General features: G+C 64.8%; 26 protein-coding genes and 1 other RNA gene. 11 read left to right on the top strand and 16 right to left on the bottom strand.

The genetic code is table 11. The features are described 5' to 3' along the window. Positions 1–73: 73 nt before the first annotated feature. The gene (pnp, locus tag G4G27_RS21005) at positions 74–2464 is read left to right on the top strand and encodes a polyribonucleotide nucleotidyltransferase (RefSeq protein WP_183110438.1); all 2391 of its coding nucleotides are present in this window, start codon (positions 74–76) and stop codon (positions 2462–2464) included. Between the two features lie 89 nt (positions 2465–2553). Here the strand turns inward: pnp and G4G27_RS21000 are convergent, their stop codons facing one another. The 6 genes from G4G27_RS21000 to G4G27_RS20975 form a co-directional block, all read right to left on the bottom strand. Continuing rightward, positions 2554–2988 (bottom strand): winged helix DNA-binding protein, encoded by a 435-nt coding sequence (locus tag G4G27_RS21000; protein ID WP_183110437.1) that lies wholly within the window; start codon positions 2986–2988, stop codon positions 2554–2556. Between the two features lie 11 nt (positions 2989–2999). Beyond that, positions 3000–3485: a hypothetical protein gene (locus G4G27_RS20995; RefSeq protein WP_183110436.1), complete on the bottom strand. Its 486-nt coding sequence runs from the start codon at positions 3483–3485 to the stop codon at positions 3000–3002. A gap of 47 nt (positions 3486–3532) precedes the next feature. Then, on the bottom strand, positions 3533–3877 hold the full coding sequence (locus tag G4G27_RS20990) for a hypothetical protein (RefSeq protein ID WP_183110435.1): 345 nt from the start codon (positions 3875–3877) through the stop codon (positions 3533–3535). Between the two features lie 33 nt (positions 3878–3910). Beyond that, complete coding sequence (locus tag G4G27_RS20985; RefSeq protein ID WP_183110434.1) at positions 3911–4405, bottom strand: helix-turn-helix transcriptional regulator; 495 nt, start codon at positions 4403–4405, stop codon at positions 3911–3913. 134 nt (positions 4406–4539) lie between these two features. Further along, a complete protein-coding gene (locus tag G4G27_RS20980) occupies positions 4540–4764 on the bottom strand; it encodes a hypothetical protein (protein WP_183110433.1) in 225 nt (74 codons plus the stop codon). Beyond that, positions 4761–5072, bottom strand: coding sequence for a chorismate mutase (locus G4G27_RS20975; RefSeq protein WP_183110432.1), 312 nt, complete (start codon positions 5070–5072; stop codon positions 4761–4763). The genes G4G27_RS20980 and G4G27_RS20975 overlap by 4 nt, the downstream gene beginning before the upstream one ends. 128 nt (positions 5073–5200) lie before the next feature. Here G4G27_RS20975 and G4G27_RS20970 point away from each other — a divergent pair, with 128 nt between their 5' ends. From G4G27_RS20970 to G4G27_RS20945, 6 genes are all read left to right on the top strand, one after another. Continuing rightward, positions 5201–6217, top strand: coding sequence for a polyprenyl synthetase family protein (locus tag G4G27_RS20970; protein ID WP_183110431.1), 1017 nt, complete (start codon positions 5201–5203; stop codon positions 6215–6217). A 32-nt stretch (positions 6218–6249) separates the two neighbouring features. Further along, a complete protein-coding gene (locus tag G4G27_RS20965) occupies positions 6250–7566 on the top strand; it encodes an alginate export family protein (protein WP_244624444.1) in 1317 nt (438 codons plus the stop codon). 69 nt (positions 7567–7635) lie between these two features. Next, entirely contained in the window at positions 7636–10203 is a 2568-nt protein-coding gene (gene hrpB, locus G4G27_RS20960; RefSeq protein ID WP_183110430.1) for an ATP-dependent helicase HrpB, read from the top strand. 43 nt (positions 10204–10246) lie between these two features. Further along, the gene (locus G4G27_RS20955; RefSeq protein ID WP_183110429.1) at positions 10247–10528 is read left to right on the top strand and encodes an ETC complex I subunit; all 282 of its coding nucleotides are present in this window, start codon (positions 10247–10249) and stop codon (positions 10526–10528) included. Beyond that, positions 10525–10869, top strand: coding sequence for a nuclear transport factor 2 family protein (locus tag G4G27_RS20950; protein WP_183110428.1), 345 nt, complete (start codon positions 10525–10527; stop codon positions 10867–10869). Before G4G27_RS20955 ends, G4G27_RS20950 begins: the two co-directional genes overlap by 4 nt. 129 nt (positions 10870–10998) lie before the next feature. Next, entirely contained in the window at positions 10999–12237 is a 1239-nt protein-coding gene (locus G4G27_RS20945) for an SGNH/GDSL hydrolase family protein (protein WP_183110427.1), read from the top strand. Positions 12238–12265: 28 nt separating this feature from the next. On the opposite strand, the gene G4G27_RS20940 is transcribed toward G4G27_RS20945, so the two are convergent. The 5 genes from G4G27_RS20940 to G4G27_RS20920 all read right to left on the bottom strand — a co-directional run bounded on the left by G4G27_RS20940 (position 12266) and on the right by G4G27_RS20920 (position 15491). Then, a complete protein-coding gene (locus G4G27_RS20940) occupies positions 12266–12820 on the bottom strand; it encodes an NUDIX hydrolase (RefSeq protein WP_183110426.1) in 555 nt (184 codons plus the stop codon). Positions 12821–12902: 82 nt separating this feature from the next. Continuing rightward, a complete protein-coding gene (locus tag G4G27_RS20935) occupies positions 12903–13586 on the bottom strand; it encodes a hypothetical protein (protein ID WP_183110425.1) in 684 nt (227 codons plus the stop codon). After that, positions 13586–14401 (bottom strand): TPM domain-containing protein, encoded by an 816-nt coding sequence (locus tag G4G27_RS20930; protein ID WP_202049608.1) that lies wholly within the window; start codon positions 14399–14401, stop codon positions 13586–13588. Before G4G27_RS20930 ends, G4G27_RS20935 begins: the two co-directional genes overlap by 1 nt. After that, entirely contained in the window at positions 14398–14886 is a 489-nt protein-coding gene (locus G4G27_RS20925) for a TPM domain-containing protein (protein ID WP_183110424.1), read from the bottom strand. The genes G4G27_RS20930 and G4G27_RS20925 overlap by 4 nt, the downstream gene beginning before the upstream one ends. 20 nt (positions 14887–14906) lie before the next feature. Beyond that, entirely contained in the window at positions 14907–15491 is a 585-nt protein-coding gene (locus G4G27_RS20920) for a LemA family protein (protein WP_183110423.1), read from the bottom strand. An 80-nt stretch (positions 15492–15571) separates the two neighbouring features. On the opposite strand from G4G27_RS20920, the gene mscL reads away from it, so the two are divergent. Beyond that, the gene (gene mscL, locus G4G27_RS20915; protein WP_183110422.1) at positions 15572–16003 is read left to right on the top strand and encodes a large conductance mechanosensitive channel protein MscL; all 432 of its coding nucleotides are present in this window, start codon (positions 15572–15574) and stop codon (positions 16001–16003) included. Between the two features lie 178 nt (positions 16004–16181). Here mscL and G4G27_RS20910 read toward each other — a convergent pair whose 3' ends face one another. Further along, positions 16182–16613: an Rrf2 family transcriptional regulator gene (locus tag G4G27_RS20910; RefSeq protein ID WP_183110421.1), complete on the bottom strand. Its 432-nt coding sequence runs from the start codon at positions 16611–16613 to the stop codon at positions 16182–16184. A 48-nt stretch (positions 16614–16661) separates the two neighbouring features. On the opposite strand from G4G27_RS20910, the gene ssrA reads away from it, so the two are divergent. Further along, positions 16662–17048: a transfer-messenger RNA gene (gene ssrA, locus G4G27_RS20905) on the top strand. A gap of 27 nt (positions 17049–17075) precedes the next feature. On the opposite strand, the gene G4G27_RS20900 is transcribed toward ssrA, so the two are convergent. Continuing rightward, positions 17076–17462, bottom strand: coding sequence for a DUF4345 family protein (locus G4G27_RS20900; protein WP_183110420.1), 387 nt, complete (start codon positions 17460–17462; stop codon positions 17076–17078). A gap of 95 nt (positions 17463–17557) precedes the next feature. Here G4G27_RS20900 and G4G27_RS20895 point away from each other — a divergent pair, with 95 nt between their 5' ends. Both G4G27_RS20895 and G4G27_RS20890 read left to right on the top strand, forming a co-directional pair. Further along, the gene (locus tag G4G27_RS20895; protein WP_183110419.1) at positions 17558–18640 is read left to right on the top strand and encodes an MBL fold metallo-hydrolase; all 1083 of its coding nucleotides are present in this window, start codon (positions 17558–17560) and stop codon (positions 18638–18640) included. Beyond that, the gene (locus G4G27_RS20890) at positions 18637–20442 is read left to right on the top strand and encodes an arylsulfatase (RefSeq protein WP_183110418.1); all 1806 of its coding nucleotides are present in this window, start codon (positions 18637–18639) and stop codon (positions 20440–20442) included. The genes G4G27_RS20895 and G4G27_RS20890 overlap by 4 nt, the downstream gene beginning before the upstream one ends. Here G4G27_RS20890 and nagA read toward each other — a convergent pair. From nagA to G4G27_RS20875, 3 genes are read right to left on the bottom strand one after another with little or no spacing between them, the layout of a single operon-like run. After that, entirely contained in the window at positions 20439–21569 is a 1131-nt protein-coding gene (nagA, locus tag G4G27_RS20885; RefSeq protein WP_183110417.1) for an N-acetylglucosamine-6-phosphate deacetylase, read from the bottom strand. The two genes, G4G27_RS20890 and nagA, sit on opposite strands and share 4 nt — an antisense overlap. Continuing rightward, positions 21569–22603 carry an SIS domain-containing protein gene (locus tag G4G27_RS20880; protein WP_183110416.1) on the bottom strand — a complete coding sequence of 345 codons (1035 nt, stop codon included), beginning with the start codon at positions 22601–22603 and terminating at the stop codon, positions 21569–21571. Before G4G27_RS20880 ends, nagA begins: the two co-directional genes overlap by 1 nt. After that, positions 22600–23340: a GntR family transcriptional regulator gene (locus tag G4G27_RS20875; RefSeq protein ID WP_183110415.1), complete on the bottom strand. Its 741-nt coding sequence runs from the start codon at positions 23338–23340 to the stop codon at positions 22600–22602. Before G4G27_RS20875 ends, G4G27_RS20880 begins: the two co-directional genes overlap by 4 nt. Positions 23341–23359 lie beyond the last annotated feature (19 nt).

Here is a 23359-nt window from a genome sequence, read left to right as displayed (position 1 = left end):
GGGACAAGCCGGGCCATTATCGGCTCGCAGATAGGCCCCGCGCGCATTGGGCGTGCGGAGTGAAGGAAATAAAATGTTCGATACGAAAACTGTAAGCACCCAGTGGGGCGGCAAGACCCTCACGCTGGAAACGGGCCGCGTTGCCCGTCAGGCCGATGGCGCGGTCATCGCGACGCTCGGCGAAACCGTCGTGCTGTGCGCCGTCACCGCCGCCAAGTCGGTCAAGGAAGGGCAGGATTTCTTCCCGCTCACCGTCCACTACCAGGAAAAATTCTCGGCTTCGGGCCGCATCCCTGGCGGCTTCTTCAAGCGTGAACGCGGCGCGACCGAAAAGGAAACGCTGACCAGCCGCCTGATCGATCGTCCGATCCGTCCGCTGTTCCCGGAAGGCTTTTACAACGAGATCAACGTGATCTGCCAGGTTCTCAGCTATGACGGCGAGAACGAGCCCGACATCCTCGCGATGGTTGCGGCATCGGCGGCACTGACAATCTCGGGCGTGCCGTTCATGGGCCCGATCGGCGCGGCGCGCGTCGGTTATGTCGATGGCGAATATATCCTCAACCCGACCACCGAACTGACCAAGTCGGGCGAGCTCGACCTGGTCGTCGCCGCCACCGGCGATGCCGTGATGATGGTCGAATCCGAAGCCAAGGAGCTGTCGGAGGAGATCATGCTCGGCGCGGTGCAGTTCGCGCACAAGGCATGCCGCGAAGTCGCCAACCTGATCATCGACCTGGCCGAGCAGGCCGCCAAGGATCCGTGGGAAATGGCCGCTCAGGCCGATCTCTCGGCCGCCAAGGACAAGCTGAAGAAGCTGATCGGCAAGGACATCGCCGCCGCATACAAGGTGACCGACAAGTCCAAGCGTTCGAACCTGCTCAACGAGGCACGCGCCAAGGGCAAGACCGCCTTTGCCGACGCCGCCCCGCAGGATCAGATGGCCGCCGGCAAGCTGATGAAGAAGCTCGAAGCGGAAATCGTTCGCGGCGCCATCCTCAAGGACGGCAAGCGCATCGATGGCCGCACCACCACGCAGATCCGCCCGATCGAGGCGATGGTGCATTTCCTGCCGCGCACCCATGGTTCGGCGCTGTTCACCCGCGGTGAGACGCAGGCGATCTGCACCACCACCTTGGGCACCAAGGAAAGCGAGCAGATGATCGACGGGCTGACCGGCCTGTCCTACGAAAACTTCATGCTGCACTATAACTTCCCGCCCTATTCGGTCGGTGAAGTGGGCCGCTTCGGCGCCCCCGGTCGTCGTGAAGTCGGTCATGGCAAGCTCGCCTGGCGCGCGCTGCACCCGGTGCTGCCGACTAAGGAAGAGTTCCCCTACACGATCCGCGTTCTGTCGGACATCACCGAGTCGAACGGCTCGTCGTCGATGGCGACGGTGTGCGGCGGTTCGCTGTCGATGATGGATGCCGGCGTGCCGCTGAAGCGCCCGGTCTCAGGCATCGCGATGGGCCTGATCCTGGAAGGCAAGGATTTCGCGGTGATCAGCGACATCCTGGGCGACGAGGATCATCTCGGTGACATGGACTTCAAGGTCGCGGGCACGTCCGAGGGCATCACCACGATGCAGATGGACATCAAGATCGCGGGCATCACCGAAGAGATCATGCGCAAGGCTTTGGCCCAGGCCAAGGAAGGCCGCGCGCACATTCTCGACGAAATGGCCAAGGCGCTCGACCATACCCGTGAGGAGTTGTCGGCACACGCACCGCGCATCGAGACGATCACGATCGATAAATCGAAGATTCGTGAAGTCATCGGCACCGGCGGCAAGGTGATCCGTGAGATCGTCGCCACCACCGGCGCCAAGGTCGATATCGACGACGAGGGCGTGATCAAGGTGTCGTCGTCCGACACCGCGCAGATCGAAGCCGCGATCAAGTGGATCAAGGGCCTGGTCGAAGAGGCCGAGGTCGGCAAAGTCTATGACGGCAAGGTCGTCAATTTGGTCGATTTCGGTGCGTTCGTGAATTTCATGGGCGGCAAGGATGGCCTCGTCCATGTCTCCGAAATTCGCAACGAGCGCGTCGAGAAGGTCTCGGACGTCCTGAGCGAAGGCCAGGAAGTCAAGGTCAAGGTCCTCGAGATAGATCCGCGCGGCAAGGTTCGCCTGTCGATGCGCGTCGTCGATCAGGAAACCGGCGCCGAGCTGGAAGACAGCCGCCCGGCACGCGAACCGCGCGAAGGTGGTGATCGTGGTCCGCGCGGCCCGCGCCGTGATGGCGATGGTGGCCGTGGCCCCAGAGGCGAAGGCCGCGGCGATGGCGGCGGCCGTGGCGACGGCGGCGGCCGTGGTGACCGCGGTCCGCGCCGTGACGGCGGTGACAGGGGCCCGCGTCGCGACGGCGGTGGTGACCGTGGTCCGCGTCCCGAGCGTTCCGGCGGCAATGATGACGGCCCTGCGCCTGAGTTCGCACCGGCCTTCCTGACCGGCGATCGCGACTAAGCGAAAGCCGCGATGGCGTAAAAGAAAAGGGGCCCGGGAAACCGGGCCCCTTTTTCGTTCAGGTGTTGCCGCGCGCGACGCGTCGTGATTCAGAGCGACTCCAGGTAGCGCTCCATCGTCTCGGTCGCCCGGTCCGACAGACGGACGATCGTGCGCCGGCCATCGGCCGGATCGGACGACAGGTCGACCAGGCCGCGCTGCCGCAGGGTAGAGATCCAGCGCAGTCCGCTGGTGGTCGGCACGTCGGCGGCGATGCAGGCACTGGTTGCCGAGACCATACGTCGTTCCATGCGCGCGACATACAGGTCGAGCAGCATGTCCCAGGGCGGCTCATGAAAGGCCATCGAATAAGCCGCAAACGCCTTGGCGCGGCGCCGGCGGGCGGAATAAAGATGTTTGGCGATCGTCAGCAGTTCATGTTCGTCGTCATCGGCCGATACGGTCACCAAAGACCTTTTCATCGCCAGTGTCGACGCGCGCAGAAAGGGTTCGAACCCCTCCGCTTCCTTTGGTTGCAACGCCATGACGTTTCCCTTCAGATATTGTGATCGCCAGCAACCTGGCGTTGTTGATTGCGCATCGCCTGTGTCGACCAATCGAGGTCGCCTCCCTGCATCTTGCGCCGCTGGTGCCGAACCGTGCCGATCAGCAGCAACAGGATGATCGGATAGCCCCAGGCTGCGGCAAGAATCGCATAGACAACGCGGATGGTTTCCGAATCGATCGCCTTGATGAGATGCGCGCCTGCCCCCAATCCCTGCATCGCCGCCACCCAAAGCGTCCACCATCGGTCGGCGTAAAGCGCGAGCGCTACGAGGACACCGAACAACCCGATATCGACCGCCAATATGCCGAATTCGACGTGGACGAAACGCGCCGACATCGACGATTGCAGGCCCAGCGTGAGCAGGAATGCCCCGGCCAGCGCGACGGCAGTAAGCCGCTCCGGCGCACCCCCACGCATGAAGGCATATCCAGACACGATGAGCTGGAGTGCGAGAAAGATTGTGACTCTATCCATGCCCAGACCGGACCATCTGTTGTGCGGCCCGGTCAAGGGCCGGATGTTCAGGCGACAGCCGCCAGACGGTGCGGCGTAGCGAGCGTACCCTCTGTCGGCGGGCATTCGGAAGAATCGCCATAGCCAGTAATACCAATCTCGGCACGGACATCAGCCAGGATGCGATGTGCCTCGACGAACGACTGCCGCGCCTTGACCAGCGCGCTGGCGCCTTCGGATACGAGACGCAACGCCTCGATCCCGGTGCCGACCGGCAGGTTGGCGGTCTGGCGCGCCTGCAGCATGGTCACCATGCATTGTGCTGCCTGGGTCGCGGCGCGATCGGTCGCGGCCTCGGCCTGCAGGAAATCCCGGGTTACTATATCATTTGCCTGACGGCGTTCCTTGAGCATTGCGCCTCCCAAGCCGCATCCGGCGGCACTTCGTCAGCGCGAAAGGTCGATGCGATTCTCACGGAGCTTGTCCGTGAGCGTCGCCGCGATATTGAGCAAAGCACCAGTCGACAGGGCAATCCCGACCATCAGGGCAAGGATGATGCCGGCACGCTGGAGCTTCGTCAGATCATTTCGCGCATCCCCGTTGATCCGCCGGTCGGGGCTGAGCCCGAAGAGGCGGCGACCATATCCGAACGATGCGGTCGAGTAGGGGGGTGACGCCTCGACGGTGGGTCCGGCAACGTCGATCGGTTCATGTGCGAAAGGCTCGTATGTCGGGATACCCTCATGGTCGGCAAGCCGGCGCGCCGCGTCGAAGCGCGACGTGGCGCCAAGGGTGGCGATCGCGCGCTCGATCCGCTTGTCGACCGAGTGCGGCGAGATTTTGAGGACCTGCGCAATTTCCTTGGAGTTGTGACGCGTCAGTACGAGGCGGAGACACGCCCGCTGGGCTTCGGTCAGCTGCTCGATATCCCCCGGCGACATGGTGTCATTGTACCTCCATTTTGGATCAGAGCAACGAGTCGTGCATGATCCTCGATTGGGCACTCACCCCGGCAATTATCGGTAATAAATCAGGAAACGGCAGTCCGTGGATCACCGCTGGCGCTTGTCGCGCGTCAGGCAATAGCGCCGATATCCGCCTTGAGGTCCGAATCGGCGCGCAGGATATCAAGCGCCATTGCGATATAATTGCCCGCTGTAGGCTGATCCACCACGTCGCAGATGCGCACGAGCGAATCGCCGACCTCGATCAATCGTCTGATCAGTTCGGCCTCGCTAAGGCCGTCATCGAGCCAAGCATAGGGCATGATCGATTCGGGAAACAGTTCGCTGCGCATCATCGCCCCTGCTCCCCGCCCTGGAACTGTTCCCCGCCCTGGAACTGTTCATGGTGGCGGATCACCTCATCGATGATGAAGCGGAGGAATTTCTCGCTGAATTCGGGGTCGAGATCGGCTTGCTTGGCCAGCCCGCGCAGGCGCGTGATCTGCGCGTCCTCTCGGCTGGGATCGGCCGGCGGCAGCCCGGTGGTCGCCTTGTATCGCCCGACTGCCTGAGTAACCTTGAACCGCTCGGCGAGTAGGAAGACGAGTGCGGCGTCGATATTGTCGATGCTTTGGCGGTAGCCCCGCAATGTTTCGTCGCTCACTGGTCGCAACTCCCACCCGGCCCGCCCTTCTTAATGAAGGTGCACCTCCCTCTTGCGCAAGCGATCGCGCCTGCGCAAGCCTGAAACACTTGCCTTTGGTGTCCCGCCCCGCCACATCCCCCGGTGATATGAGCGCAACCATCCACCGCCTCGACGCGCGCACCGCTCCGCCCTCGCTGGAACCGATGGTTCAGCTCGTCGCGGGCGATCTCAATCTGGTCAATGCGGTCATCCTCGACCGGATGCAGTCGCAGATCCCGCTGATCCCCGAGCTTGCCGGTCATCTGATTGCGGGCGGCGGCAAGCGCATGCGCCCGATGCTCACGCTGGCGAGCGCGCGGCTGCTCGGTTATTCGGGCAACCGCCATCATCGTCTCGCCGCCGCTGTCGAATTCATCCACACCGCCACGCTGCTGCACGACGATGTGGTCGACGGGTCGGATCTGCGTCGCGGCAAGCGCACCGCCAATTTGATCTGGGGCAATCCCGCCAGCGTGCTGGTCGGCGACTTCCTGTTCAGCCGCTCGTTCGAATTGATGGTCGAGGACGGCAGCCTGAAAGTGCTCAAGATCCTGTCCAACGCCAGCGCGGTGATCGCCGAGGGTGAGGTCAATCAGCTGACCGCGGCGCGGCGCATCGATATCGGCGAGGAACGCTATCTCGACATCATCGGTGCGAAGACCGCGGCATTGTTCGCCGCCGCCTGCCGCATCGCCGCCGTCGTTGCCGAACGGCCCGAGGCGGAGGAGGCTGCGCTCGACGCCTATGGCCGCAATCTCGGTATCGCGTTTCAGCTGGTCGACGATGCGATCGATTATGTTTCCGACGCGGGGACGATGGGCAAGGATGCCGGCGACGATTTCCGCGAGGGCAAGGCGACATTGCCGGTGATCCTTGCTTATGCCCGGGGATCGGCAGGGGATCGCACGTTCTGGAAAGCGGCGATGGAGGGCCATCGCGCGAGCGACGATGACTTCGCCCATGCCGTGTCGCTGATCAAATCGAGCCATGCGGTCGACGACACGCTCGCGCGCGCGCGCCATTACGGCCAGCGCGCGATCGATGCGCTTGGTGGCTTTGCCGGCGGCGCGGCCAAGGACGCAATGGTCGAAGCGGTCGAGTTCGCCGTAGCGCGGGCATATTGACCTTGCGCGGCTGCCACCGTCCGATCCGGATCATGGGTGTGGCAGTCGTGATAACGGTGTCGCCGGCCAGCCTGGCGCAAACCACCCCGAGACCACCGTTCACGATTTCCGCCACCACCCGCGCCCGCGTGGAAATGATCGAGAATCAAGCCCGGGCCGGATTCGAGCGCAACGACACGCTGGTCACTTTCCGCACCATCATCGCGGCCGAATATGGCCCCGGCCCGGTCCGCATCGGTGGCGAGCTTTATGACAGCCGGGCTTATTCGATCTCGCCGCGCAGCCCGGTCAGCACCAGCGAGGTCAATGCGCTTGAACTGGTCCAGGCTTATGTCAGGGCGGATCTGGGTGGTGCGCTCGGCACGCAGGTCCAGGCCGGGCGCTTCACGCTTGACCTCGGTTCGCGCCGCATCGTCGCCAATGACGATTATCGCAACACCACAAATGGCTATACCGGGGTGAGAATCGACCTCGCTCCGACCAAAAATTTCAACGCGACACTCTTCTACGCCCTGCCACAAGTGCGGCTGCCCTCGGGTGGCGCGGCATTACGCGCCAATCGGGTCGAGATCGACCGCGAAAGCTTCGACCTGCGTTTCTGGGGCGCGACCGTCAGGCGCAGGCGCGCGATCGGCCCGTTCGATATGGATGCCGCCTGGTTCCGGCTCGACGAACGCGACCGGCCCGACCTGGCGACTCGCGACCGGCATCTCACCACGCTCAGCGCGCGGCTGATCAAGGCGCCGGCGGCCGGACAATGGGATGCCGAGGGCGAACTCTTCCATCAGGGCGGCTCGATCAACGCCGATGCAACCGCAGCCGCCGCACGCCTGCCGGTCTCGGCCTGGTCGGCGCATGGCGAAATCGGCTACAGCTTCGCCGCCGCCTGGAAACCGCGCCTGTCGTTCGAATATGAATATGCCAGCGGCGACGATCGTGGCGGACGCTTCACCCGCTTCGATCCGTTGTTCGGCTCGCGTCGTGCCGATTATGCGCCGTCGGGGATCTACAGCACGCTGGCACGCTCCAACATCAGCTCACCCGCAATCCGGCTCGAGGCAGTGCCGCACAAGCGCCTTGAAACGATGATCAGCTATCGCGAGATGTGGCTCGCCTCCGGCCAGGATGCGTTTTCCTCCTCGGGCGTGCGCGATGCGAGCGGCGCCTCGGGCCGTTATGCCGGACGCCAGATCGAGGGCCGTGTGCGCTGGTGGGCGATCGCCAAGCGGCTTCAGCTGGAGGCAAGTGGTGCGTTTCTCGACAAGGGTCGTTTCCTGAAACGCGCGCCCAATGCCCAGCTTGGTGGCGACACGCGGTACCTCTCGCTCAACGCCAGCGTCTTCTTCTAACCCCGGCAAACCGGAATTGGCGCTATCCGCGACCCATTCGCCTGTGCGAAACAGGCCGGCACCCGCTTTATGACCATGCTCCCGATCCATGCCGTGCTGCCGGACCTGCTCGCTGCTTTGCGCGAGCGGTCGAACGCCGTGCTGGTCGCGCCGCCGGGTGCCGGCAAGACCACGGCGGTCGCGCCCGCTTTGCTCGATCAGCCATGGTGCAGCGGCGAGATTCTGCTGCTGTCGCCACGCCGCCTCGCCGCGCGCGCGGCGGGCGAGCGCATGGCGAACCTGGCCGACGAGCCAGTCGGCCAGACCTTCGGCTATGCGACGCGCATGGACACCAAGCGTTCCGCCGCGACGCGCGTGACGGTCGTGACCGAAGGAATTTTCGTCAATCGCATCCAGGCCGACCCCGAACTGGCCGGCGTGTCCGCGGTGCTGTTCGATGAAGTTCATGAACGCAGTCTCGACAGCGATTTCGGCCTGGCGCTCGCGCTCGATATGCAGGCCGGCTTACGACCGGATCTCAGGCTGGTGGCGATGTCGGCGACACTCGACGGCGCGCGTTTCTCAAGCCTGATGGCGAACGCACCCGTCATCGAAAGCGCCGGCCGCAGCTATCCGCTGACCCTGCGCCATATCGGTCGCGCCGTCGAAGCGCGGATCGAAGACTCCGTCGCCGCCGCGATTCGCACCGCACTGCGCGATGAACAGGGCGGCATTCTCGCCTTCCTGCCGGGCGTGGCCGAAATCGAGCGCACCGCCGAACGCCTTGAAGGACTTGGTAGCGGCATTGTTCTGCACCGCCTGCACGGCAGCCTCGACCCGCAGGCGCAGCGCGCCGCGATCACGCCCAACGGTGAAGGACTGCGTAAGATTGTCCTTGCCACATCGATCGCCGAAACCAGCCTGACGCTCGACGGCATCCGCGTAGTGATCGATTCCGGCCTGGCGCGCCGCCCGCGCTATGATCGCGCCGCGGGCATGACCCGACTGGTCACCGAGCGCGCCAGCCAGGCTTCGGTTACCCAGCGCGCCGGCCGCGCCGCGCGACAGGGTCCGGGAATCGCTTACCGCCTGTGGGAGGAGGCCGCGACCGCCGGCCTGCCACGGTTCGACCCGCCCGAGATATTGGAGGCCGATCTGTCGGCGCTGACGCTCGATTGCGCGTTATGGGGCGTGGCCGATCCGCGCGCGCTGAATTGGCTCGATCAACCACCCGATGCCGCGGTCGCCGAGGCGCGCGCGCGGCTTGGGGCATTGGAGGCAATCGATAGCGATGGCCGTCCAACCGCACATGGCAAAGCGATCGCGAACCTGCCGCTGCCGCCGCGACTTGGCCATATGCTGGTCCGCGCAGGCGAAATCGGGCTGGCCGAAACGGCGGCGCAGATCGCGGTCCTGCTTGGCGAACGCGGCCTTGGCGGGAACGATGTCGATCTCGAATCGCGCCTGCGGCGCTGGCGCGGCGAACGCGGACCGCGTGCCGAGGCCGGACGCAAGCTGGCGAAGCGATGGGCGCAACTAACTCCCCTCCCAGCACAAGAGGGGTTGGGGATGGGTACCGGCATGCCAGCGCCGGGCGCGGCAAGTGACACGGCTGTGGAAAGCTCGCTTCGCTCGCCACCCACCCCCAGCCCCTCCCTTTCAGGGAGGGGAGAAGATGCCGGCCTGTGCATCGCACTCGCCTTCCCCGACCGGATCGCACGGCGCCGCGACCCTTCCGGCGAAACCTGGGCATCGGCGGGCGGGCGCGGCTTCAAGCTCGACGGCGCCACTTCGCTGGCGCGCAACGACTGGCTCGCCGTTGCCGAGACGCAGGGCATGGCGGCCGGCGCGCGCATTCTCTCCGCCGCCCCGATCGATCTTGCCACGGTCGAGACGCTGTTCGGCGACCGCATCGAAACGCGGCGCCGCGTGACGTTCGACGCGGCGACCGGCGGGGTGCAGGCAATCCGCGAGCGGCGGCTCGGCGCAATCCGGCTGTCGGGCGGCCCGGACAGCGCGGCCGACCCGGCGGAGATCAGCGCGGCGCTGCTCAAGGGCGTCAGCGACCATGGGCTCGCCCGGCTGCCATGGGGCGAAGCCGCACTGGCGCTGCGCCACCGCGCCGATTTCGCCGCCGCGCATGGCGGGACCGAACTCGCGCTCGACGACGCAGCCTTGCTGTCGCGCGCGGACGAATGGCTCGCGCCACTGCTGGAAAAGAAGCGCCGGCTGGACGCGATCGAGCCGGGCGCACTGACCGAGGCCTTGCGCAACATCATCGGCTGGGACGCGATGCGGACCATCGACCGACTTGCCCCGACGCATTTCGACAGCCCGGCAGGCAGCAGCCATCCGATCGACTATGCCGCCGAGGGCGGGCCGCGCGTCGACCTGCGGCCCCAGGCCCTGTTCGGCCTGGCCACGCATCCGACGGTCGGCGGCGGCCGGGTGCCGCTGGTGCTGAGCCTCACCTCGCCGGCCGGACGCCCGATCCAGACCACCCGCGACCTGCCCGGTTTCTGGGCGGGAAGCTGGGCCGCGGTGGCCAAGGAAATGCGCGGCCGCTATCCGCGCCACCCTTGGCCGGACGATCCGGCCGGGGCGATTGCGACCACCCGCACGAAAAATGCGGATGCACGCCGGGCGCAACCGCGATAGAGGTTCGCGAGAGCTTGCCCCAAGATCTGCCGAGAGAATGACCATGCCCACCGCCCGCATCTTTCAGCGCCCCAAAAATGCCATGCAGTCGGGCCGCGCCCGCACTCAGGCCTGGGTGCTCGAATTCGAACCCGCCGAGGCGAAGCGGCCCGACCCGCTGACCGGCTGGGCGGGTTCAGGCGACACGCGCGATCAGGTCCGGCTGAGTTTCCCCACATTGGAGGCGGCAATCGCCTATGCGGCGCGCGAGGGATTCGGTTTCCAGGTCATCGCCGCGCCGGAACGCAAATTGAAGCTCCAGGCCTATGCCGACAATTTCCGATGACCCCCAAATTACTCGTCCGCAAATGGATCGCGGCGTTCAATAATGCCGATGTGAACGCGCTGGTCGCACTTTATGCTGACAATGCGGTCAATCATCAGGTCGCCAACGAACCAGTCGAGGGTATCGAGGCGATCCGCGCGATGTTCGACGCCGAGTTCGCCGGAGCACAAATGGAGTGCGTCCCTGAGAATCTGTTCGAGGACGGCGAATGGGCGATCCTCGAATGGCGCGATCCGATCGGGTTTCGCGGTTGCGGATTCTTCCATGTGATCGATGGCAAAATCGCGGTCCAGCGTGGTTATTGGGACCGGCTCAGCTTCGAAAAATTGCATAAGGTCTGACGGTCTGCAGGGCATGGGTGGAAGCGGTGTCGACTGCGCGTTTCGCGCGCATCGCGGCCGTCGCTGAACCATGACGGAAGCCTTGTGCTCGCCCGACATTCACTCACCACCACGCGCAGGGGTTCGTCGATGCATCCTTCTCTATTGAAATACGCCGCCGGCTTGTTGCTCGTTCTCGGCGCCGCGACCGCGCCGGCCCAATCCACGCCGAACACGCCGACCGACGCGCACTGGGTCGCCGGCTGGACCGCGGCAATGGACTCGCCCGGCCCTGCCCTGCCGGCGCAGACGCTGCGCCAGATTATCCGCCCCAGCATCGGCGGCGGCAGCGTGCGCATCCGCCTCTCCAACCTGTTCGGCACCGCGCCGCTGACCTTCGGCGCGGTGCGCGTGGCCAGGCGCGCCGACGGATCGGCGATCCAGCCGGCGAGCGATCGCGCGGTCACGTTCGGCGGAAAGCCGGTGGTGACCATCGCCAGTGGCGAAGCCGCGCTCAGCGATCCCGTGGCATTGCCGGTGGCCGCATTCGAAGAACTCGCAGTGAGCGTGTATCTGCCGCACGGCGCGGCGACATCGACCATCCACAGCGTCGGCAACCAGACCGTCTATATCGTGCCGGCGCGCGATATGACCGCGGCGGTGACGCTCCCCGCTGGCGAGACCGACGACAGCCGCTATTTCCTCAGCGATGTCGAAGTCGCCGCCGGTGCCGACGCACGCGTCATCGTGGCGATCGGCGATTCGATCACCGACGGCGTCGGCTCGACCGAAGAGCGCAACACACGCTGGCCCGATGTACTCGCCGCGCGGTTACAGGCCGACCCGAAACTCGCCTCGATTGCCGTCGTCAACGCCGGCGTGGCGGGCAACCGTATTCTCAACGACGCCGACAAACCCTATCGCGGCCCGAGTACGCTCAACCGCTTCGACCGCGACGCGCTCGACAAGCCCGGCGTGCGCTGGATCGTGCTGCTGCAAGGCGGCAATGACATTTCCGCCGGCGAAGTGCTGACCTCGGCCAAGGCGAAAGTGTCCGCGGAGCAGATCATCGATGGCATGAAGACGCTGATCGAACGCGCGCATTCGAAAGGCGTCAAGGTCATCGGCGCCACCCTGCTGCCTAAGGGCGGCACGACATTTCCGAAAGCGCCCTCGCCAGCGGCCGAAGCGAAGCGCCAGGCGGTCAATGCCTGGATTCGGGGTGGCGGCGCGTTCGATGCCGTCGTCGATTTCGAGCGGGTGATGCGCGATCCCGCCCAGCCGGATCGCCTGCTGCCGGCTTATGATAGCGGCGATCATCTGCATCCCAACGACGACGGCTATCGGGCGATGGCAGCGGCGATAGATCCGGGTTTTCTGACGCAGTAGTTACGCCGACGGGAGTTACAACACGCACTCAGCCCAGCAGCGACGGACTCAGCAAGAGCAGCATCTTCACATCGATCGCCATGCCCTCGGCGCGCCTGGCGGCGACGAACGCCGAAAGATCGCTCAGCGCGACGCGGTGGACGACGATATTCTCGTCTGCGGTGCCCCCACCTTCACTGACGCGCTCGAGCCCGGTCGCGCGGACCAGCGTGAAACCTTCGCTGACCAGTCCGGGTGACGACTGGAACTGGCCGAGCGATTCGACATGCGCCGGTCGATACCCGGTCTCTTCCTCCAATTCGCGCGCGGCGGATGTTTCGATGCTCTCGCCTTCATCCTCGTCACCAACCAGTCCCGCCGGCAATTCGAGGCAGACCCGGTCGAGCGGCACACGAAACTGTTCGACCAGAATGACATGACCGTCATCGATCGCCAGGATCACCGCCGCCTGAATATCGCGCGTGCGTGAGACATATTCCCATTTGCCGCGCTTCTTCACGGCGATGAAGCGACCCTCCCAGGCCGTTTCGACCGGTTCCGATTCATGGACGGTGCCGGCCCGCTCCTCCTGCCGACCACCCATCAAGGATACTCTGTAGGTGGCCGGCAGGGGGAGCGGGCCGGCACCGCAAAATTCGCTCTTCCGCGAATTTTCAAACAAACACTCATAGTTCGATCAACCTGTCGGGCAGTTCGTTGCGATCGGTTTCGGTCTTGGGAAAATGTTCGGCGATGATCGTGCCGATCGCCGCAACCGCCGCCGCCATGCCCTGGCCGGGCTCACCGACGCGCACGCGGTCAATCAATGCCGCCATCGCTTCGCCCCAACGCTCCGGCGGGACGACCTTGTGGATCGCTTCGTCGGCGACGATTTCGGCGATGCGCTCGTCGAGCGAGAGATAAAGCAGGATGCCGACCCGCGCCTCGGTACGACGTTCCGCCCCGACCTTGAAATATTGCACCGCGAGCCGTCGCACCCGCCGCGAGCGCGTCGCCTTGGGCGTCAGCGCCAGCCGCAGCGGCGTCCAGGCGAGAGCGTAGCGCACCGCAAGGAAGATCAGCGCCTCACCGATCAGCAGCGCGAAGAACAGGCTGCGCAGATCGGGTTCGCCGGTCCAGCCGTCCGACCACCAGGCAAGTTTCGATTCGATCGCCGCCGGACTGAGCGCGACGATCGCAACGAGCAGCAGCATCGCCGCCATCGCATAATGCAGTGCCACATCGCGGTAGAGATCGGAGCGTTCGGTGACGATCGTGACGATCTCGCCATCGGTCCCCTCTTCGGCCCTGGCCACCGCATCGGTGACCAGCGTGTGGTCCGCTTCGCTGAGTTTCCTGATCCGTGTCATCACCAGCTCCCCGACGAACCGCCGCCGCCGAACGATCCGCCGCCGCCGGAGAATCCGCCGCCGCCACCGCCCCAGTCGGAACCACCGCTGCTACCCCAGGACGATCCGCCACTGCTGCCGCCGCCGCCAAGACCGGGTCCCCAGATGACCACCGGACCGACGCCGCCGCGGTAGCGTTTGCCCTTGGCACGGCCGAAGATCATCGGGAACACGACGAAGAACAGGATGATGATCCAGAAGATCGCGATCGCCGCGCCATTGCCGCCGCTGCTCCTTGAGCCGCCCGACGCCGCGCGCTGACTGGTCAGTTGTTGCGCACGCGCCTCGGCCGCCTCGAGCGGCAGCTTCATCTGTTCGCCGATCGCCGCAGCACCCGCCATGATCCCGCCGGGCATATCCTTGTTGCGGAATGCCGGCAGGATATCGTCATTGATGATGACGCTCGACAACGCGTCGGTCATGATCGGCTCAAGGCCATAACCGACTTCGATCCGCACCTTTCGCTCATTGGGTGCGATCAGCAGGATGATGCCGTTATTGGCGTCCTTCTGGCCGATCGCCCAGGCGCGGCCAAGCTTGTAGCCATATTCCTCGATCTCGAACCCCTGGAGATCGGGCACTGTCGCAACGACGAACTGTCGCGACGAGGCCTTTTCAATCTCGCCGGACAATTGGGTGAGTTGCGCTTCCTGCTCGGGCGAGAGCAGGTTCGCGGCATCGACCACCCGTCCGCTGAGCGGCGGGAAGGTCTGCGCGCCGGCGAGCGTCGCGCAGCACAGCAGGAGCGATGCGACCAGATAACGAAGGATGTTCACGCGGCCTTCCTTTGTGGGGTGCCAATTTCATTGATGATGCCATCGACCCCGGCCGCCACGCCGCGCGGAAAATCCTTCGCGCGGAATGCCGGCAGGATCGCGGTCTGGATGATCGCGCCAGCCTCTTCGTTGCGCAGTGTGGATTCGAGACCGTAACCGACCTCAATCCGCACCTTGCGCTCCTTGGGGGCGACGATCAGCAACACGCCGTCATCGATGCCTTTCCGCCCGATACCCCAGGTTCGCCCGAGATTCAGGCCGTATGACTCGATCGAGTGCCCGCCCAGGCTTGCAACGGTGACCACCACCAGTTGGTGCCCAGTGGCTTTCTCCAGCGCGGCCGATTTCACCGAAATCGCTGCTTCGTCGTCCGGCGACAGTAAGGCCGCGGCATCGACGACCCGCCCGGACAGCACAGGAAACTGATACCCGGGCGGCGCGACGCTTTTCGCCGGGGCGGCATCTCCGCACCCGGCGAAAAGCAATAACGGGGCAATCAGTCGGATCAGTTGCTGTTCCCGAAATTCACCGGCGGCGCAGTTTCCGAACCCGGTGTCGTCGCCTGGAACGGCGCCATCGGCTTCGCGCCGTAAAATATCTTTGCACCGATCGCATCGGGGAAGGTGCGGATGCGGGTATTATAGGCCTGTACCGAGTCGTTATAGTCGCGCCGGGCGACGCCGATGCGATTCTCCGTACCTTCGAGCTGCGACATCAGCGTCGTGTAATTGCCTTGCGACTTGAGCTCCGGATAGGCCTCCTGCAGCCGCTGCAGCGACAGGCTGACCGCACTTTGCGCGCGATCGAACTGCGCCAGCTTGGCCGGATCGGTCAGATCGCTGGCCGAAACACGTACGGTATTGGCCGCAGCCCGCGCCTGAGTCACTTCAATCAGAATGCTCTTTTCTTGCGCGCCGGCGGCTTTCACAGTGGCGACCAGGTTGGGAATCAGGTCCGAACGGCGCTGATACTGGTTCTGCACCTCGGCCCATTTGGCCTTCGCTGCCTCCTCGGCGGTTGGCACGCTGTTGATCCCGCAAGCGGACAGCATCGCGGCGAGGCCGATAGTGATGATGGCACGAAACTTCATGATTATCTCTCCAACCCTTGCACGGTCATCATACTCGACTAGCCTTGCCGGGCGGAAGTTAAATCGGATGGAGGTGCGTCGTGTTCAAGGAGTTTAAGGCATTCATCGCCCGCGGCAACGTGCTCGACCTGGCCGTCGCGGTCATTATCGGCGCAGCGTTCGGCAAGATCGTCACCTCGTTGACCGACGATGTGATCATGCCGGTGATCGGCAAGATCTTCGGCGGGCTCGATTTCTCCAGTTATTTCGTCGTACTCGGCAAAGTGCCCGAGGCGCTGGCCGGATCGTCGGATTATGCCGCGTTGAAAAAGGCCGGCGTGCCGGTGTTCGGCTATGGCGCGTTCATTACGGCGGCGGTCAACTTCGTGATCCTTGCCTTCATCATCTTCATGCTGATCCGCGCAGTGAGCAAGCTGATGCCCAAGCCCGACGAAGCGGCGGCCGCCCCGGAAGCTGCCGAAGTCGCGTTGCTGCGTGAAATCAGGGATGAGTTGAAGAAAAAGTCGGTCTAACTGCGCCTCACGATGCTCTTCTTGCCCCCCCTTTATGGGAGGGGCTGGGGAGGGTCACAGCGACGGACGGGGTTCGACGCTTCGCGTCGAGCGATACGCTTCGCGATCGCACCCTCACCTGCCCCTCCCATAAAGGGAGGGGAGAAGAAGACACAGCCACTGGAATTCAATGCCAGACTTAAGCCGCAGCAAGATCCTCGGCGACGGCATCCGCAAGGCTGGTGCCGTCGAGAATCCGCGCCGTCTCGTCTCGCACCCGCGCCATTGCGATGCGGATCGCGCAAGTCGCCTCATCCTTGCAATCCTTACACGGGCGATAAGCGGTGCGGCTGACGCAGGGGACCAGCGCAAGCGGCCCTTCGATCACCCGGATCACTTCGCCGAGCGAGATCAGATGAGTCGGGCGCGACAGGCAATAACCGCCCATCTTGCCGCGATGGCTGTGCAGGAAGCCCGCTTCGCGCAGGTCGGCAAGGATCAGCTCGAGGAATTTTCGCGGCACGTTCGCCGCCACCGCGATCCGGTTCATCGGGATCGGCGGGCCTCCGGCGGGGGCTTCGGCGAGAAACAACATGGCGCGGAGCGCGTAACGGGAACGCTGTGTCAACATGATACTATAGTCCATGCACCCGATTTGTGGCGAGCGAAAGGCGGAGATGGGCTTTTCATTGGATTCGAACGCCCTATATTGAGCGTGTCGAAGGTTCGCCGGAGACTATGGTGATAAAATGCGGCGTATAATAGACGCAACGGACCCGGGGGCAGTACCCGGCGGCTCCACCACAACCGGCCCTTTTGGACCGGTCATGACGGGGCCGAAGCAGGATCGACGTGTGTTCAAAGGCGCTGTTTTTGCCCGGGCTGAGTAACCCGTTCAAGGCTCAAAACCACAAGTGCTAACGATAACGAAGCACTCGCAATTGCCGCGTAACACTAAGGCCTAACGGTCTAAGTTACGAGGACGAAAGCGCGGTTGGGACCGCACCGGGCAACAGAAGCGGAAACCAGCGGTACGGGGGGCACCGGGCAACAGAAGCCCCCCACTATCGCTCCGTACGACTGATCCCTCGGCTCATGACCAGCGACGCTTGCTGAAGGCGCGCGCGCCGGCGATCAACACCGTGATCATCACCGCCTCCACGATCATCGGCGTGTAGGTCGTCGCGACTATTCCATCCGCGATGATCGTGGCGCAGCGCCCGAACAACCCGATCGCGAACATGATGATCGGCAGGAACAGCGGTGCCGCGCGTTGCTTCCATGCGCCATACAACACGAACAGCGCCGCGCCGACGAACAGGGCGGTGAAGTCCGCGCGAATCGTCGCGAGCCCCTGTACCCCTTGCGCCGCGAGGAAGAATTTGGCTGCCATCTCGGCTGGCCTGATCAGGAAGGCGAGGCCAAGCACGAGGTTGAACAGCCCGACCAGCACCACGGCCGCGCGAATTGCCTGCTTCATCTCATTCTCTCCGCGACCGCCCGTAATATTATGGCATTGCTTGTGCCGATTTATTGTCTCATGTTGATAATAGGGCAAGATCGGGGAGCGACAGCATGAAAAAGCGCAGTAAGGCGTTGACCGCGCTCGCCGTCATTCTGCTCTTCGGGGCCGCGCTGATGTATCTGTTCCAAGTGCCGATCGCCACGGCATTGCTCGAGCGGACGCTCGATCAGCGCGTCGGTCGCGACGCAACCGCCGGCCTGCCCGACGGCCTGCATGTGGTGCTGTGCGGCACCGGTTCGCCTTTTCCCGATCCGAGCCGTGCCGGCCCCTGCACCATGGTCATCGCGGGCAAACGAATCTTCGTCGTCGATACCGGCGAAGGCGGTGCGCGCAACCTGATGCTGATGGGCCTGCCGGTCGGCCGGATCGAGCGCCTGTTCCTGACGCATTATCATTCCGATCATATCGACGGCCTCGGCCCGATGATGCTGCTGCGCTGGGCCGGCACGCCATCGGCCTCGCCACTACCGGTCGCCGGACCGCCCGGCGTCGAGGCGGTGGTTGCCGGGTTCAACCAGGCGCATGCCGCCGATAACGGCTATCGCACCGCGCATCACGGCCCTGAAATCATGCCGCCCTCGGGCGCGGGCGCCATCGCGTTCCCGTTCGCCGTACCGGTCGCCGGCAAGGGTTTGGTGATCCTCGACGATGGCGGGCTGAAGGTCACCGCCTTCCGTGTCAATCATGCGCCGATCTCTCCCGCGGTCGGGTATCGCTTCGACTATCAGGGCAGGTCGGTGGTGCTCAGCGGCGACACGATCTTCTCGCCCTCACTCGTCGCCGCGGCGCGAGGTGCCGACTTGCTGGTGCATGAGGCGATCCAGCCGGTGCTGGTCAAGAAACTCACCGCCGCGTTCGAGGCGCGCGGTATCAAGAATACGGCACAGGTGACGCGCGACATCCTCAATTACCATACAACTCCCGAACAGGCGGCGGACGCCGCGCGGCTGGCGGGAGTCAAGGCGCTGGTGCTCAACCACATCGTCCCGCCGATGCCGATGCGCTTCGCCTATGCCGCCTTTCTCGGTGACGCGCACAGACACTATAGCGGCCCGATCACGGTGGGAGAGGACGGTATGATGTTCAGCCTGCCGGCGCGCGGCACGACAATTACCGAGCAACGCCTGTTGTGACCCGCTCGATCACCTCGCTGATCATCGCCGCTGCGCTGCTTGCAGTGGCCGCGCCCGTGGCGGGCGATACGCCGCCCCCGCCCCCAGCCCCGCCTTTGTCCAAGCGCCCCAACATCGTCCTCCTGCTCGCCGACGATTGGGGCTTCAGCGATGTCGGCAGTTTCGGCAGCGAGATTCGTACCCCCAATATCGACAGGCTCGCGGCACAAGGTGTCCGCTTCAGCAATTTCCACGTTGCCGGGTCATGTTCACCGACGCGTGCGATGCTGCAGACCGGGGTGAGCAGCCACCGTGCTGGGCTCGGCAATATGCCCGAGACGATCCCGCCCGCCCATATCGGCAAGCCCGGTTACGACACGGTGCTGAACGATCGCGTCGTGACCATCGCGCAACTGCTGCACGACGCGAATTACCGCACATATTTCACCGGCAAATGGCATCTCGGCCGGACGCCGGGGAAATTGCCCCATGCGCGCGGTTACGACCGCGCCTTCGCGCTAGCCGATGCGGGCGCCGACAATTTCGAGGATAAGCCGATCCACGGCCTGTACGACAAGGCCGACTGGACCGAGGACGGCGTGCCGGCTCGGCTGCCCAAGGGCTATTATTCGTCGACCTTCATCATCGACAAGACGATCGCCTATATCGATTCCGGGCGCGGATCGGGAAAGCCGTTCTTCGCTTCGGTCAATTTCCTCGCCAACCACATCCCGGTGCAAGCGCCCGACGCCTATATCGCACACTATGCACAAGCTTATCGCGGCGGCTGGCGCGCGTTGCGCGCGACCCGGCGCGATCGTGCGATCAAACTCGGCATCGTGCCGACACACACGCCAATGGCGACGATGGCCGACACCAGGGACTGGAATGCGCTGACTCCAGCCGACCGTGATGGCCAGGCCCGCGCCATGGCCGCCTATGGCGCCATGGCCGAGGCGGCCGATCATGAGATCGGTCGGCTGATCGGTCATCTCAAGGCGAGCGGCGAGTATGACAATACGGTGTTTGTGTTCCTGTCCGACAATGGCCCCGAACCAACCGACCCGCGCAACCGGCTGATCAACCGGCTGGTGCTCGGCGCCTATTATGATTTCGACCCGGCTCATGCCGGGCGGCGCGGGACAATGACTTATCTCGGTCCAAGCTGGGCAAGTGCGGCGGCGGCACCGCTCAACGGCTATAAATTCTCCGCCTATGAAGGCGGCTTGCGCGTGCCGCTGATCGTCTCCTGGCCGGGCAATACCGCGATCAAGCCGGGCCGGATCGCGCATGGCTTCAGCTATGCAACCGATTTACCGCCGACTCTGCTCGCCTTTGCCGGGGTCGCACCACAGGGCGCGCGCTATCGCGGTCGGACGGTGGAGCCGATGACCGGCATGGACCTGATGCCGGTACTGACCGGCACCAGCGACGCCGCTCATGCTGCCGATCAGCCCCTGGGCTATGAACTGTCGGGGAACGCGGCTCTGTTCCGGGGCGACCATAAACTGGTCCGTAACCTGCCGCCGACCGGCGACGGGCGTTGGCAGCTGTTCGACATCGTGCGCGATCCCGGCGAAACCCGCGACCTTGCATCAGCCGACCCGGTGCGGTTACGCGCGATGCGGTCCGATTATGATGCCTTCGCCGCGCGCGATCAGGTCCTGCCGATGCCGGCCGGTTATACCGCCGACCAGCAAATCAACGACAATGCCTTTCGCCGCGTCGCACTACCCAAACTCAAGATCGCAGGACTGGTGATTGTCCTGCTTGCCGGGGGCCTATGGCTGGTCCGCCGGTGGCGCGCCAAAGCGACCGCTTAACGCCCGCCGATCCAGGTCGCGAGCGGCTGGCCGTCCTCACTCAGCGCGACCAGATCGGCGCGCCAGCCGGCGGCAATCCGGCCATGGCTCTCCGCGATACCAAGGAAACGGGCCGGATTACGGCTCGCCATGGTCAGCGCGTCGGCGATCGATACGCCGATCATCGCGCGCGTGTTGCGCACCGCCTGCGCCATATCGAGGTCCGATCCGGCCAACGTGCCGTCCTCGTTGACGCATACCCCGTCGATCACCTCGACCCGATGGCCTTGCAGCATGAAGCCCTTGTCGGTCTGGCCGACGCTCGGCATCGCGTCGGTCACCAGCATGAAGCGATCAGCGCGCTTCGCCTTGAGCGCGATGCGCAGCGTCGCCGGATGGACATGGCGGCCATCGACGATCAGCCCGCACCAGCAATCCTCATCGTCGAGCGCAGCACCGACCGCGCCCGGTTCGCGCGAAGTCAGCGGCGACATGGCGTTGAACAAGTGGGTGAAGCCGGTCAGGCCATGATCGAGCGCGGCGCGGATTTCGGCATAGCTGCCATCGGTGTGCCCCGCCGCGACGATCACCCCCGTGCCGACAAGCCGCGCGATCATCGCTGGCGAAGTCTGTTCGGGCGCCAGCGTGACCAATGTGCGCCCGCGCTTCAGCCCGGTGACGGTGGAAAATCCCTCGTCGTCCAGCACGATGATCTTGTCGGGGTCGTGGATACCCTTGCGATCGACGTTGAGGAACGGCCCTTCGATATGGATGCCGAGCACGCCGGGCACGCCCGCTTCGATCGCCGCATCGACCGCCCGGATACCCTCGCGCACCGTGGCGAGATCGTCGCTAATCAGCGTCGGCAGGAAACCGGTCGTACCATAACGCCGATGTGCCGCGCCGATCGTCGCAATCGTCTCGACCGTAGGCGCATCGTTGAACAACACCCCGCCGCCGCCATTGACCTGCGTATCGATGAAACCCGGCGCGAGAATCGCTCCATTCAGATCGCGGCGTTCGGCGCCGGCCGGGATATCGGCCTCCGGCACGACCGCGGCGATGCGCTCGCCCTCGACGATCACGGTCATGCCGTCAACCAGCGTGTCATCGATCAGCGTGCGGCAGTTGAGGAATGCGATGGTCATCAGATCGTTTCAGTCACTTTGCGCAGATTTGGCGGACGATCGGGGTCGAAGCCGCGCCGCACGGAGAGTGCATTGACCGCACGATAGAAGGACTGGATCTGCAGCATCGGCTGAATCGCTGGCGCTGCATCCTGCGTCGGCAGGGTCACCGCACCGGCAATCTCCATGCCCGCGCAAAACACCGCGCCGCCGCGCGCGACCGCCTCTTCGACCAGCGCATCGACGCCCTCGCCCGTCTCGTCATCCTGGCGGAACACGAGCAACGGGAAATCGGGACCGACCAGCGCCATCGGCCCATGGCGCACTTCTGCCGCGCTGAAGGCCTCGGCATGCAGGCCGCAAGTTTCCTTGAATTTCAAGGCCGCCTCCTGCGCGATACCCAGCCCCAGACCGCGGCCGATCACATAGAGCCCGCGCGACTCGGCGAGCCCGTCGACCAGGGGCGACCAGTCCGCCGCCCATGCCGTGGCGAGCTTGTCGGGCGCGCTCGCCAGCGCTTCCGCCAATGCCTCATCCCCGGCCCAGGCCGCAACGAGATCGACGATCGCGGCGAGTGACGCGATATAGCTTTTGGTCGCCGCCACACTGCGTTCGGGCCCGGCATGGAGCGGTAATGGAGCATCGGCCAGATCGGCGAGCGGCGAAGTGGCGTCGTTGACCATCGCTGCAAGATACGCCCCGCCTGCCCGGCCCGCTTCGACCGTGCTCAGCAAATCCGGGCTGCGTCCCGATTGCGAGATGGCGAGCAGCAACGTGTCGCCCATCCGCTGCGCCACATGATAGACCGAGCTGATCGACGGCGCGGCCGATGTCACCGGCACCCCGATCACCGTCTCGATCAGGTATTTGGCGAAGGTCGCGGCATGGTCCGAACTGCCGCGCGCGCAGGTCGATACCGCGCGTGGCGGCATAGCGCGGAGCCGTGTCGCCAGCGCGGCGATCACCGCCGCATTCGCAGCCCGCTGCCGCGCAACCACCACGCCCGCTTCACTGGCTTCGGCGAACATCAATGTCGATTCGGCGATGATGGTCATGCCAGCGCATTCAACTCCGCGACGAAATCATAAGCGTCGCCACGGTACCAGCTGTGCGTCGCCTCGATCGCACGGCCATCCTCGAGGAAACCGCGCCGTTCGATGAACAGGCCCGGTGCGCCCGCCTGGATATCGAGCAATTTCGCCTGTTCGGCGTTGAACAGCACTGCGCGCAAGCGCTGCAGCGCCCGCACCGGGCGATGTCCCGCCGCCTCAAGTGCGGCATAAAGCGAGACTCCGACCGCTTCCAGGCCCGGCAACCCGAAGCCCGGCACGGTAGAATATTCCAGCGCCATCGGTTGCTCGTCGGCGTAGCGGATGCGGTGGAAGCGGAACACGCGCGATCCCGGGCTGAGCCCCAGGGTCAGCGACTCGTCCGAATTCACCGCGCCCTCGGTCTGCGCGATCCATTCGCTGCGTGCGGTGCGTCCGCGCGCCGCCATATCCTCGGAGAAAGAGGTGAGCTTGGAGAATTGCTTCTCGACGCGCCCGCCGACGAAGGTGCCCGCGCCCTGGCGGCGAGTCAGCATGCCGTCCGCAACCAGCCCGTCGATCGCCTTGCGCACGGTGATTCGCGAGATGCCGAATTCGGTCGCGATATCGCGCTCCGGCGGCAACGCCTCTTGTGGCCGGAGCGCGCCCGCCTCGATCCCACGGCGCAACGCATCCTGCATCTGCTGGTAGAGCGGGGCACGGACGCTGTCGTCCAGCACGCCGATCTTTTCGGCCAGATTCATAAGCTAAACATCCCCACTC

The sequence above is a fragment of the Sphingomonas sp. So64.6b genome, from assembly GCF_014171475.1.
In the GTDB taxonomy this organism is placed as follows: Bacteria; Pseudomonadota; Alphaproteobacteria; order Sphingomonadales; family Sphingomonadaceae; genus Sphingomonas; species Sphingomonas alpina_A.
The sequence above is the reverse complement of the archived record's forward strand: the minus strand, read 5'-3'. Positions and strand labels throughout refer to the sequence as shown.